Origin of the sequence: Cupriavidus oxalaticus, from assembly GCF_016894385.1 — a bacterium.
Classification (GTDB): Bacteria; Pseudomonadota; Gammaproteobacteria; order Burkholderiales; family Burkholderiaceae; genus Cupriavidus; species Cupriavidus oxalaticus.
On record NZ_CP069812.1, the window covers coordinates 2,966,855 to 2,979,971 of the forward strand.

Genomic DNA, 13,117 nt, shown 5'->3' on the forward strand with positions numbered 1-13,117 from the left:
AGTTGCTCACTCCTTCTTCAGGGCGCGCAGCGCGCCCAGGCTCTCGGACATGGTCGGCAGTTGCACCGTGACCGCACCCGCCTGTGCCTGCCTGAGCAGGGTCAGCACGCCCTGCACGCGGCGCGACTTGCTGTCGAAGTAGCGCCCGATCATCGCCTGCGCGGCGGCCAGGTCGTTGCGGAACACCGGCTCGTTGCGCGACAGCAGCGCGAGCCGCGCATTGAGCAGGCGCAGCTTGACGTTCTCGCGCAGGAACCAGCCCTGGTCGCCGGACAGCAGCAGCGCTTCGGCATCGTCGACCTTGCGGATGCGGACCACCTGGGCCATTTCCTCGCGCAGGTAGGTCCACAGGCGGGAGAACCAGCCGTTGGCGGCAGCGGCCGCCGCCGGGACGCTGGCCGCGTCCTTGCCGGCCGCGCCATCCTTGCGGGCATCGGCTTCGGTGCGTTCGAGCATGCGTTCGCTGGACAGCAGCGGCAGCGCGTCGACCTGGTTGATGGCCTCGTCCAGCTTGATCGCGGCGCCGGTCAGGTCGGTGTCGGGCACGGCCTTCATGCGCGCGATGTCCCGGGCGATGGCGCGGCGCAGCAGGTTGTACTGCGGCTTGTCGGTGCGTGCCAGGCGCGCGTCGGCGCTCTGCAGCGCGGCCAGCGCGACCTGCACGTTGCCGGTCAGCTGCAGCTGCTGGCCGGCGTTGGTCAGCAGTTGCTGGATCTCGGCGATTTCCCAGTCGTCGCGGTTGCGCATCAGGTCCTGGTAGACCTGCTCCAGCGCCACCTGCTTGTCGCGGGTCTCGCCGACCTGGTTTTCGAGCACGCCGACCTTGGCCTGCAGCTCCTTGACGGTGTCCTGCGCATTGCGCGTCAGCACGCGCGACTCCTGCACCAGCGCATCGTTGCTTTGCTGGCGCCGGGCCAGTTCGCCGGTCAGGTGGTCGACGCGCTGCTGCAGCCACCAGAAGCCGCCGGCGGTGGCGACCACCAGCACGGCCACCAGGGCCCACAGCGCCGCGGGCTTGCGCGCGGCGGCAGCATGGCCGGCAGCGGCAGCGGAAGTGCCAGGGCCCGGAGCGGGCGTGGAGGCCGCAGCGGGCGGCGGCGTAGCGGAGGAGGACGTGGTTTCTTGCGTCACGCGTTCGACCTTCGTTGACGTTGCGGGGACTGCGACAGCCGGCGCCGGCGCCTCGGCGCGCGCGGAGCTGGTGTCTGTTATCGCGCTGGCGCGGCCGGATGCACCGGACGCACCGGCAGCGTCCGGCACAGCGGCCACCGGCGCCGGCGCCGGACCGGCGTGGGCATCGGCCCATTGCAGGCACGCCGCAAGCAGGCCGGCATCGCCCGGCGCGGCGCGCAGGATGTGGCTGAAACCCAGTGCCAGCGCTTGTTCGGCGATTCTCGCATGCGGCGCGATGCACTGCACCTGCCGCAGGCCGGCATTTTCCTGCGGCGAAAGGTGTTGACGCGCGAGCGTGTCGAGGTTACGCACGGCCTCGGAGCTGGTCAGCAGCCATGCATAGGGCGGCGCGCCGGCCTGCAGGCTGTCGCGCACGGCCTGCCATTGCATCGCGCCGGGCTCGGGCAGCGTGCGCCGGTAGGCCTCGACAGCCTCGACCTGGGCACCGGCCTCGCGCAGGCGGTCGCCGAGCCAGTCGCGGCCGCCGTTGCCGCGGACGATCAGGACTGGCTTGCCGGCGAGCGCGGCGGGATCGAGCTGGGCCCACAACGCCTCGGAATCGAAGCGCGGGCCGTCGTGGTCGTGGTTCGTATCGTGGCTCGGGTCGTGGTTGTGATTGCCGCTTTCGCCGGCGTCATCGGCGCCCTGCCCGTTCATAGCGGCACCGGCCGGCGCGATCACGCGGCAGGTGGGCGGCGCGATGCCACGCTCGGCCAGTGCCGCCACGCTGGCCGGGCCAACCACGGCGGCCGGCACCTGCGCGGGCCATTGCGCCGTGGCAGCACCCTGCACGCCGGCCAGCGCATCCAGCGCATGGGCAATGGCGTTGGGACTGACAAAGACCACCAGCGCAAACTGATCGAGCCGCGCCAGGGCCGCGCGCAGCGGCGCGTCGTCGGCGGCCGGGCCGATGGCCAGCAGCGGAAAGCTGAGCACGTCGAGACCCGCGGCCTGCAGCGCCTCGGTCAGTTGCCGGGACTGCCCGGCGGGTCGTGTGACAACGACGGTCGGGCGGGGCATCGGGCAGCCTCAGGCGGGAGGTTGCGTGCCGGGCGTGCCGGGCGAGGCGGCGGCGGGATCGGCCAGCGCGGCGAGAATCGCGTCGGCCCCTTGCGCCAGCAGCTCGCGCGCGCAGGCCTGGCCGAGCGCGTCGGCGGCGGCCAGATCGGCGGCCGGGCCCGCGGCGGCGGCGCGCAGGCCGCGCGTGCCGTCGGGCATCCCGACAAAGGCGTCGAGCCTGAGCTGGTCGCCATCCCACCAGGCGTGGGCGGCCAGCGGCACCTGGCATGAACCGCCCAGCATGCGCGCCACGGCACGTTCCGCCGTCACGGCCAGCAGCGTCGGCTGGTGGTTGAGCGGCGCCAGCCATGCGGCCAGCTCGGGGCGGCTGGCAGGGATCTCGATGCCAAGCGCGCCCTGCCCGGCGGCAGGCAGCGACGCTTCAACGGGGATCAGCGCGCGAATGCGGTCATTCAGGCCCAGGCGCTTGAGCCCCGCGGCGGCCAGGATGATGGCGCCGTATTCGCCCCGGTCGAGCTTGCCCAGGCGCGTGTCGAGGTTGCCGCGCAGCGGCTTGACCGCCAGGTGCGGATAGCGGGTCCGCAGCAGCGCCTCGCGGCGCAGGCTGGAGGTGCCGACCACGGTGCCGGGCGGCATCTCGTCGAGCGAGGCGAAGCTGTTCGAAACCAGCGCGTCGCGCGGGTCCTCGCGCTCCATCACCGCGGTCAGCGCGAAGCCGGGGGGCAGCTCCATCGGCACATCCTTGAGCGAATGCACCGCCAGGTCCGCGCGGCCTTCGTCCATCGCGAACTCCAGTTCTTTGACAAACAGACCCTTGCCGCCGACTTTCGACAGCGTACGGTCTAGAATCTGGTCTCCGCGCGTGGTCATGCCAAGAATGGACACGTCGCACGCGGGATAGTATTGTTGCAACGCAGCACGCACATGTTCAGCCTGCCACATGGCCAGACGGCTCTCGCGGGAGGCAATGACGAGCGTTTGCGGAAGGTTGCTGGACACGACAGCGGTAGAGGAAGACGGAGTGGCGGGTGCTTGCATCCGTAAATGGTAGCACGCGACCCAATAGCCGCTCCGCCCCATATCAGATAAGCAGACGAGGAGATTGCATGACGCAGCACGCTGCGCGCCCCACTGGCCGCAAGTCCGCCGCTTCGGGCGCTTCGGGCACTTCGGGCACATCCGCCGGCGCTTCGGCCACGAAGGATCCGTCCGCCGGCCAAGGTGAAGCAAACGGCGCATCCGCCGCCAAACCGACCCGCGCGGCCCGCCGCAGCGGCACCAGCGCCACCAACGGCGCCACCTCGCCGCGCGCCAGGCGCGTCACCAAGCCCCAGCTTGCCATCGTGTCGAGCAACGGCACCACCATCGCGGCCGCCCCCGGCCGCCGCACCGCCGACAAGGACCTGCCGCTGCGCGAGGACATCCGCTTCCTGGGCCGCCTGCTCGGCGATTGCCTGCGCGAGCAGGAAGGCGACGCCGCCTTCGAGGTGGTCGAGACCATCCGCCAGACCGCGGTGCGCTTTCGCCGCGAGAACGACCGTGCCGCGGGCGCCGAGCTGGACCGGCTGCTCAAGCGCCTGTCGCGCGACCAGACCAACCAGGTGGTGCGTGCGTTCAGCTATTTCTCGCACCTGGCCAATATCGCCGAGGACCAGCACCACAACCGCCGCCGCCGCGTGCACGCGCTGGCCGGATCGCCGCCGCAGGCCGGCAGCCTGCAGCACGCGCTGGAAAAGATCGACGCGGCCGGCGTCACCGGCAAGCAGCTGCGCAAGTTCCTGGACGAGGCGCTGATCGTGCCGGTGCTGACCGCGCACCCGACCGAAGTCCAGCGCAAGAGCATCCTGGACGCCGAGCGCGAGATCGCCCGCCTGCTGGCCGAGCGCGACCTGCCGACGACCGCGCGCGAGCGCGAGCACAACACCGCCCAGCTGCGCGCCAAGGTCACCACGCTGTGGCAGACGCGCATGCTGCGCGACTCGCGCCTGACGGTGGGCGACGAGATCGACAACGCGCTGTCTTACTACCGCACCTGCTTCCTGCGCGGCATCCCGCAGCTGATGACGGAGCTGGAAGAAGACATCGCCGCGGTGTTCCCGACCACGCGCAAGCGCAAGGGCACCCCGGGCGCGCAGCCCGCACCGCTGGCGCCGTTCCTGCAGATGGGCTCGTGGATCGGTGGCGACCGCGACGGCAATCCCAACGTGACCGCCGAGACCCTGGAGCATGCCTCCAGCCAGCAGGCCCAGATGATCCTGGACTGGTACCTGGATGAAGTCCATGCGCTGGGCGCCGAGCTGTCGATGTCGACGCTGATGGTCGATGCCAGCCCCGAACTGCTGGCGCTGGCCGAGCGCTCGCCCGATGTTTCCGAACACCGCGCCGATGAACCGTATCGCCGCGCGCTGATCGGCATCTACGCGCGCCTGGCCGCCACCTGCAAGACGCTGACCGGCCACGCGGCGCCGCGCCGCCCGGTGGCGCCGGCCGAGCCCTATGACAGCGCAGAAAGCTTCGCCGCCGACGTGCAGGTGGTGATCGACTCGCTGCGCGAAAACCATGGCCAGGCACTGGCCGGCGCCCGCATCGACGCGCTGGCGCGTGCCATCGGCGTGTTCGGCTTCCACCTGGCGTCGGTCGACATGCGCCAGGTGTCGGACGTGCATGAGGCGGTCATCGCCGAGCTGTTCGCCGCCGCCGGCATCGCCCCGGACTACGCCGCCCTGCCCGAGCAGCGCAAGCTGGAACTGCTGCTGGCCGAGCTGCGCCAGCCGCGCCTGCTGACGCTGCCGTGGCACGAGTACTCCGGGCAGACCCGCAAGGAGCTGGCGATCTTTGCCGCCGCGCGCGAGCTGCGCAAGCGCTACGGCAAGCGCATCGCGCGCAACTACATCATCTCGCACACCGAGACGCTGTCGGACCTGGTCGAGGTCATGCTGCTGCAGAAGGAGTCCGGCATGCTGCAGGGCACGCTGGGCAGCAAGACCGACCCGGCGCGCATGGAACTGATGGTGATCCCGCTGTTCGAGACCATCGAGGACTTGCGCAACGCCGCCGGCATCATGCAGTCGCTACTGGACCTGCCGGGCTTCGATTCGGTGATCGCGCACCATGGCGTCGAGCAGGAAGTGATGCTCGGCTACTCGGACTCCAACAAGGACGGCGGCTTCCTGACCTCCACCTGGGAGCTGTACAAGGCCGAGCTGGCGCTGGTGCAGCTCTTTGAAGAGCGCAAGGTCAAGCTGCGCCTGTTCCACGGCCGCGGCGGCACCGTCGGCCGCGGCGGCGGCCCGACCTACGACGCGATCCTGTCGCAGCCGCCGGGCACGGTGAACGGCCAGATCCGCCTGACCGAGCAGGGCGAGATCATCAACAGCAAGTTCGCCAACGCCGAGATCGGCCGGCGCAATCTGGAGACGGTGGTCGCGGCCACGCTGGAGGCGTCGCTGCTGCCGCAGCAGAACGCGCCCAGGGACCTCGACATGTTCGAGGCGGTGATGCAGCAGCTGTCCGACCGCGCCTTCTCGGCCTACCGCGACCTGGTCTACGAGACCCCGGGCTTCAAGGACTACTTCTTCGCCACCACGCCGATCACCGAGATCGCCGACCTGAACCTGGGCTCGCGCCCGGCCTCGCGCAAGCTGATGGACAAGAAGCACCGCCGCATCGAAGACCTGCGGGCGATCCCGTGGGGCTTCTCGTGGGGCCAGTGCCGGCTGCTGCTGCCGGGCTGGTACGGCTTTGGCAGCGCGGTGAAGACGCTGCTGGACCGCGCGCCGGACGAGAAGGCCCGCAAGTCCGCCGTCACCACGCTGCGGCGCATGGTCAAGACCTGGCCGTTCTTCTCCACGCTGCTGTCCAACATGGACATGGTGCTGGCCAAGACCGACCTGGCGGTGGCTTCGCGCTATGCGCAGCTGTGCGACGACGCGGCGCTGCGCCGCAATGTGTTCAACCGCATCAGCAAGGAATGGCACCTGACCAGCGAGATGCTGGCGCTGATCACCGGGCACCAGGAGCGGCTGGCGGATAACCCGCTGCTGGCGCGGTCGATCAAGAACCGGTTTGCCTACCTGGATCCGCTGAACCATTTGCAGGTGGAACTGCTGAAGCGCTACCGGGCGGGCAAGGACGGGGATGATATCCGCGTACGGCGAGGGATCCACCTGACCATCAATGGGGTGGCGGCGGGGTTGCGCAATACGGGCTGACCGCTCGTACAAGACTAAAGCGGGCTGCCGGTTTGCTCCCCTCTCCCGCGCAAGTGGGAGAGGGGCCGGGGGTGAGGGCTGGCGCCTGCAACGGGTGGCGGCCTCCCCGGTGCCAGACCCTGATCTGCCGGCAAATCGACCCCCTGCAGTCCTGCCACCGCCTGCCCTCACCCCCTGCCCCTCTCCCGCGAGCGGGAGAGGGGAGCAAACAATCGGCGAGCGTTGCGCTTCAGCCCACAAACGCCCCCGGCACCGGATCCTCGCCCAGCGCATGCAGCAGGATGGCCCAGTGCATGGCCTCGTCCCCGAGGATGCTGCCGGCGGCCCGGGTCAGCTCGCGGTTGTGGAAGTTCGGCAGCACGCCCAGGTAGGCGGCGGTCGCGCCCTTCTCCAGCCCCGCGGCAAAGCGCAGCACATCGGCCTGGTTCTTCAGGCTCTCGGTCGGGAACTTGTATTCCGACGCTTTCTTCGCCACCACCGGCGTGCCACCCAGCTTCGACACCGTCCCGGCCAGCACCTGCGCATGGGCCTTGTGGTGGTCCTGGAACTTCACCGCGGTGGCCAGCACCGGCTTCTGCAGCAGCCCGCTTTCGGCGCCGACCTGATAGGCGGCAATCGCCTGGTACTCCAGCCCCAGCGCGGTATTGAGGATATTGATGTCGTCCCTGGTGCTGCCCGACTGCGTCTGCGCCCACGCCGGCATCGACTCGCCGAGCGTGATGACGGCCAGCGAGCCGAGCGCGAACAGACCGGGCGCCTTGAGCAAGCCCCGCCGGCGCGCATCCGGCAGCGTGACGATGGTCCCGGCCTCGCGCGCGGGTTTCTGTGACATGCGGTCCATGGTGTTCTCCTGTGAGGGATGACAACGTCGCGCCCCGTTGCTGGCCGGGGTGCCTGGCTTGCGCCTGTCACTTCTACGCACGCGCCGCGCGTTTGGATGCGGCGCTACCTATAATCCGGCAAAGCTCCCTTGCAAGGACCCGTCCCGGTGCCGTCCTCCCCCCAGCCGTCCTATGCCGCGCCTGCCAGTCCCGACCGGCTGGAGGCGCTGCTGCAGGCCGTGGCCGTGGGCGACCGCCAGGCACTGCGCGGCCTCTATGACCTCACCGCAACGAAACTGTTTGGCCTCGCGCTGCGTATCACTGGCAGGCGCGATTGGGCGGAGGATGTCGTGCAGGAAAGCTTTGTCAGCATCTGGCACCACGCCGGCGACTACCGGCCGCATCTGGCCGCGCCGATGACCTGGATGACCGCGATCGTGCGCAACCGGGCGCTGGACTGCCTGCGCCGCGCCGCCGCCGCGCGCGTTGCGCAGACCGTCGAGCTGGAAGAAGACCTGGGCGAGTGGCTGGCCGACGACGCCGCCGGCCCCGCCGAACTGGCCGATGCCAGCCAGCAGGCGCGCGCGCTGAACCGCTGCCTGCAGCGGCTGGAGCAGGCACAGCGGCAGGCCATCGTGCTGGCGTACCTGCACGACCTGAGCCATGCCGAGCTGGCGGCGCGGCTGCGCGTGCCGCTGGGCACGGTCAAGTCCTGGGTGCGCCGCGGCCTGGAACGGCTGCGCCACTGCATGGAGGCGGCGACATGAAGCTGGCCGCCCATCCCGAGCTGCTCGACCGCCTCGCCGCCCAGTATGCGCTGGGTGTGCTGCGCGGCGGTGCGCGCCGCCGCATGGAACACCTCGCGCGCGAAGAGCCGGCGGTGCACGCCGCCATCCTGCGCTGGCAGGACCGGCTGGCCGGCGTGTCCGAGCTGCAGGCGACGGCGGAACCGGTCGACAAGGTCTGGTGCGGCATCGAAACCCGGCTGGGGTGGAAGCCGCCCGTTGCGCGTCCGGCTGCGGCGGCGGTCGAAGCGGCGCTGGCACCAGTGGCCGAACCCGCGGCCGAACCGGCGGCTGGCTGGTGGCAGCGGCTGTGGTCGGCCCCGATGTTCTGGCGCGGCGCGGCGGCGGCAATGGCCGTGGTGGCGGTGCTGTCGATCGGAATCGGCATGCAGCGGACGCAGCAGCGCGAGCCCGCGCCGGCCGCGGTCATCGCCGTGCTCAACGACGACCAGGCCCAGCCGGCGATGCTGGTGTCCTGGGACGGCAACGCGCGCAGCCTGATCGTGCGGCGCCTTGATCACATGGCGCTCAGCGAGCAGCAGGTACTGCAACTCTGGGCCCTGCCGGCCGACGGCAAGCCGCGCTCGCTCGGCGTGATCGGCCGGGTGCCGCAGGCCCGCCTGGCGATGGCCGAGCCCCCCACCGCAGCGCCGGCCCTGGCGGTCAGCATCGAGCCGACCGGCGGCTCGCCCAATGCCGACGGGCCGAGCGGCCCGGTGGTGTTCAAGGGGCCTGTGCTCCACAACCCGCCGTAACCGGCGCCCGGCCGGCGCCGCCATGCCCCCGGCGGACGATATAATCGCCCTTTTCGCAAATTCTCCAATTCGCTTGCGCCCGCCGACGCTCACGCGCCGGCCGCCCGCAGCGAGCCACTGCAGCCGACGTCCATGTCCACCTCCCAACTTGCCAAGAAAGGCGAAGCCTGGTCCGCCCGCTTCTCCGAACCGATGTCCGACCTGGTGAAGCGCTACACCGCCTCGGTGTTCTTCGACAAGCGCCTGGCCCTGTTCGACATCCAGGGTTCGCTGGCCCACGCGGCCATGCTGGCGAAGCAGGGCATCATCGCCGAGGCCGACCGCGCCGAGATCGAGCGCGGCATGGCCCAGATCCGGGGCGAGATCGAGGCCGGCAGCTTCGAATGGAAGCTGGACCTGGAAGACGTCCACCTGAATATCGAGGCGCGCCTGACCGCGCTGGTCGGCGACGCCGGCAAGCGCCTGCACACCGGCCGCTCGCGCAATGACCAGGTCGCGACCGACATCCGCCTGTGGCTGCGCAGCGAGATCGACGGCATCGTCGCCCTGCTCGGCGCGCTGCGCACTTCGCTGCTGGACCTGGCCGACCAGAACGCCGACACCATCCTGCCGGGCTTCACCCACCTGCAGGTGGCGCAGCCGGTCACCTTCGGCCACCACCTGCTGGCCTACGTGGAAATGTTCACCCGCGATGCCGAGCGCATGGCCGACTGCCGCAAGCGCGTCAACCGCCTGCCGCTGGGCGCCGCCGCGCTGGCCGGCACCAGCTACCCGATCGACCGCGAGTTCGTGGCGCAGCAGTTGGGCTTTGATGGCGTCTGCCGCAATTCGCTGGACGCCGTCTCCGACCGCGACTTCGCCATCGAATTCTGTGCCGCCGCCGCGCTGGTGATGACCCACGTGTCGCGCTTCTCGGAAGAACTGGTGCTGTGGATGAGCCCGCGCGTCGGCTTTATCGACATCGCCGACCGCTTCTGCACCGGCAGTTCGATCATGCCGCAGAAGAAGAACCCCGACGTGCCCGAGCTGGCGCGCGGCAAGACCGGCCGCGTCAACGGCCACCTGATCGGCCTGCTGACCCTGATGAAGGGCCAGCCGCTGGCGTACAACAAGGACAACCAGGAAGACAAGGAGCCGCTGTTCGACACGGTCGATACCGTCGTCGACACGCTGCGCATCTTCGCCGACATGGTGCCGGGCATCACCGTCAAGCCGGAAGCGATGCGCGCCGCCGCGCTGCAGGGCTACGCCACCGCCACCGACCTGGCCGACTACCTGGTCAAGAAGGGCCTGCCCTTCCGCGACGCGCACGAGGCCGTGGCCCACGCCGTGCGTGCCTGCGACAGCCGCCAGTGCGACCTGGCCGACCTGACCGTGGCCGAGTTGCGCGACGTGTCCGGCCTGGGCGACAAGGCCGCGCTGATCGGCGATGACGTGCACGCGGTGCTGACGCTGGAAGGCTCGGTCGCCGCGCGCAACCATATCGGCGGCACCGCGCCGGACCAGGTGCGCGCTGCCATTGCCGAAGCACGCAAGGCAGTGAACGGCTGACCCACGCCAGGAGGGCGCCCACGCCCACGCCCACGCCGGTCATGACAAACGGGAGCGCGCGCTCCCGTTTGTCGTTTATGTACGCCTTCGCACCGACACTGTTGTTATTTCCACGAAGCGGTTAGCCCACCCTGGAGGGAATGCCGCCAGAAAAATACGGAATTCGCCGCAATTCCGCGTGTATTAGAGCCTGTTCACTGCAAGCGCGGCCGCAAATGTGATGCACTGGGGATTCACCCTAAAGATGCAGGACAAGTGACGCCGTAGACTAACGCGCCACCCCTGTATCCCCCAATCCCTAGGACGATCACATGTCTCTCCTTATGAGGATTTCGCGGCTTATCGACGCCGTGAATGAATTTATCGGGCAATGGGCGAAATGGCTGATCCTGCTGGCCGTATTGGTCTGCGCAGGCAACGCCATCGTTCGCTACACCTTCAGCATCAGTTCCAATGCCTGGCTCGAGCTGCAATGGTATATGTTCGCCGGCGTGTTCCTGCTCGGCGCCCCCTACACGCTGATGCGTGACGAACATGTGCGCATCGACGTCATCGCCGGCCGCTTCTCCGAACGCACCCAGGTCTGGATCGACATCTTCGGCATCCTGCTGTTCATGCTGCCGATCTCGCTGATCATCCTGTGGCTGTCGATCCCCTACTTCTGGCTGTCGTATGCCGGCCATGAGATGTCCGGCAACGCCGGCGGGCTGATCCGCTGGCCGGCCAAGTTCCTCATCGTCGCGGGCTTCTTCCTGCTGATCCTGCAGGGACTGTCCGAGCTGATCAAGCGCTTTGCCTACCTGAAGGGCGAACTGCCGTTCTCCGCCTTCCGCAAGCACGCGGTCGACCCGGCACTGGAGATCGCCGCGATCGCGCAGGCCAACCAGACCGGCCCGTCCGAAAAACAATAAGGGGCGCGCACGATGACGCAATTCCTGATCGCGAACATGGCCCCGATCATGTTCGCTTCGCTGGTCGTATTCCTGCTGTCGGGCTTCCCGATCGCATTCGCGCTGGCCGCCAACGGCCTGCTGTTCGCCTTCATCGGCATCGAACTGGGCATGCTGCCGCCGGAACTGCTGCAGGCACTGCCCAGCCGGCTGTTCGGCATCATCGAGAACGACACGCTGCTGGCGATCCCGTTCTTTACCTTCATGGGCCTCATCCTGGAACGCTCAGGCATGGCCGAGGACCTGCTCGACACCATCGGCCAGCTGTTCGGCCCGATCCGCGGCGGCCTGGCCTACGCGGTGATCTTCGTCGGCGCGCTGCTGGCGGCGACCACCGGCGTGGTGGCGGCCTCGGTGATCTCGATGGGCCTGATCTCGCTGCCGCTGATGCTGAAGTACAAGTACGACAAGCGGCTGGCATCGGGCGTGATCGCGGCGTCAGGCACGCTGGCGCAGATCATCCCGCCGTCGCTGGTGCTGATCGTGCTAGCCGACCAGCTTGGCCGCTCGGTGGGTGATATGTACAAGGGCGCGTTCGTGCCGGGCCTGGTGCTGACCGGCCTGTACATGGGCTACGTGCTGCTGGTCACGCTGATCAAGCCGTCCGCGGCGCCGGCGCTGCCGATCGAGGCACGCACCTTCCGCGAGCCCAGCGGCAAGAGCGGCGCGGCGTCGGTGCTGGTGCTGACCGCGCTGTCGGTCGCGGTAGGCGTGGCGGTAGACCTTCTGTACAAGCCGGAAGCACCGCTGGACGAACGGCTGGTGGTATCGGTGGGCGCCGCCATCCTGTTCGCCTTCGTGGTCGCGGTCATCAACAAGGCGCTCAAGCTGAACCTGCTGTCGCAGATGGCGGAGAAGGTCACCTTCGTGCTGATCCCGCCGCTGGCGCTGATCTTCCTGGTGCTCGGCACCATCTTCATCGGCGTGGCCACGCCGACCGAAGGCGGCGGCATGGGCGCGCTGGGCGCGCTGGTGCTGGCCCTGATCAAGCGCCGCCTGGACCTGAAGCTGACCCAGCAGGCCATGGAAGCGACGCTCAAGCTGTCGGCCTTCGTGATCTTCATCCTGATCGGCGCACGGGTGTTCTCGCTGACGTTCTACGGCGTGGACGGCCATATCTGGGTGGAGCACCTGCTGACCTCCCTGCCCGGCGGCCAGACTGGCTTCCTGGTCGCGGTCAACGTGCTGTTCTTCCTGCTGGCGTTCTTCCTCGACTTCTTCGAACTGGCCTTTATCCTGGTGCCGCTGGTGGGCCCGGTGGCGGACAAGCTCGGCATCGACCTGATCTGGTTCGGCGTGCTGCTGGCGGTGAACATGCAGACTTCGTTCATGCACCCGCCGTTCGGCTTCTCGCTGTTCTACCTGCGCTCGGTGGCGCCGCGCGAGGTGAAGACGTCGGACATCTACTGGGGCGCGGTGCCGTTTGTGGTCATACAGCTGATCATGGTGACGCTGATCATCGTCTTCCCGGGGCTGGTCAGCACCGGCGGCCACAAGCCCCAGGACCGCAGCATCACGCGCGACCTGAGCATCGACCTGGAACAAAGCGCACCCAGGCCGGCAGCGCCGACGCTGTCGGTGCCGGCACCGGGCGCCGAGCCCGGCGGCAGCGGCACGCTGGAGCTGCCTGGCGCCCCCGCGGACAGCGAACCGTCCGTGCCGCAGTTCGAGTTCGAGAAGAAGAACTGACGGCCTGCCCGGCAAGTCCCGAAGCCCCGCTCCGACGCGGGGCTTTTTTCATGGTAACGAGAATTGCGAATCGGCTTATCGATCGCCCTGCGGGCATGGCGCAGACTGCCTTCACCTTCATCACATCTGCCCGGGAGCCATCCCCATGGACACCATCGCCTC

At 69.0% G+C, this 13,117-nt stretch carries 9 protein-coding genes; 6 read left to right on the forward strand and 3 right to left on the reverse strand.

Going from position 1 to position 13,117, the window contains the following annotated elements:
* Window positions 1-6: 6 nt before the first annotated feature.
* Window positions 7-2,193, reverse strand: a complete 2,187-nt coding sequence (hemDX, locus tag JTE92_RS26135) for a fused uroporphyrinogen-III synthase HemD/membrane protein HemX (protein ID WP_063240084.1) — start codon at window positions 2,191-2,193, stop codon at window positions 7-9.
* A 9-nt stretch (window positions 2,194-2,202) separates the two neighbouring features.
* Window positions 2,203-3,231: a hydroxymethylbilane synthase gene (hemC, locus tag JTE92_RS26140; protein ID WP_063240085.1), complete on the reverse strand. Its 1,029-nt coding sequence runs from the start codon at window positions 3,229-3,231 to the stop codon at window positions 2,203-2,205.
* Window positions 3,232-3,299: 68 nt separating this feature from the next.
* Here hemC and ppc point away from each other — a divergent pair, with 68 nt between their 5' ends.
* Window positions 3,300-6,404, forward strand: a complete 3,105-nt coding sequence (gene ppc / locus JTE92_RS26145) for a phosphoenolpyruvate carboxylase (protein ID WP_063240086.1) — start codon at window positions 3,300-3,302, stop codon at window positions 6,402-6,404.
* A gap of 229 nt (window positions 6,405-6,633) precedes the next feature.
* Here the strand turns inward: ppc and JTE92_RS26150 are convergent, their stop codons facing one another.
* Entirely contained in the window at window positions 6,634-7,245 is a 612-nt protein-coding gene (locus tag JTE92_RS26150; protein WP_063240087.1) for a ferritin-like domain-containing protein, read from the reverse strand.
* Between the two features lie 147 nt (window positions 7,246-7,392).
* Between JTE92_RS26150 and JTE92_RS26155 the strand changes: the two genes are divergently transcribed.
* The 5 genes from JTE92_RS26155 (at window position 7,393) to JTE92_RS26175 (ending at window position 12,955) form a co-directional block, all read left to right on the forward strand.
* Window positions 7,393-7,992, forward strand: a complete 600-nt coding sequence (locus tag JTE92_RS26155; protein ID WP_063240088.1) for an RNA polymerase sigma factor — start codon at window positions 7,393-7,395, stop codon at window positions 7,990-7,992.
* Window positions 7,989-8,765 carry an anti-sigma factor gene (locus JTE92_RS26160; protein ID WP_063240089.1) on the forward strand — a complete coding sequence of 259 codons (777 nt, stop codon included), beginning with the start codon at window positions 7,989-7,991 and terminating at the stop codon, window positions 8,763-8,765. The genes JTE92_RS26155 and JTE92_RS26160 overlap by 4 nt, the downstream gene beginning before the upstream one ends.
* A 132-nt stretch (window positions 8,766-8,897) precedes the next feature.
* Window positions 8,898-10,316 (forward strand): argininosuccinate lyase, encoded by a 1,419-nt coding sequence (argH, locus tag JTE92_RS26165; protein ID WP_063240090.1) that lies wholly within the window; start codon window positions 8,898-8,900, stop codon window positions 10,314-10,316.
* A gap of 311 nt (window positions 10,317-10,627) precedes the next feature.
* Window positions 10,628-11,227, forward strand: coding sequence for a TRAP transporter small permease subunit (locus JTE92_RS26170; RefSeq protein WP_063240091.1), 600 nt, complete (start codon window positions 10,628-10,630; stop codon window positions 11,225-11,227).
* Between the two features lie 12 nt (window positions 11,228-11,239).
* On the forward strand, window positions 11,240-12,955 hold the full coding sequence (locus JTE92_RS26175) for a TRAP transporter large permease (RefSeq protein WP_063240092.1): 1,716 nt from the start codon (window positions 11,240-11,242) through the stop codon (window positions 12,953-12,955).
* Window positions 12,956-13,117 lie beyond the last annotated feature (162 nt).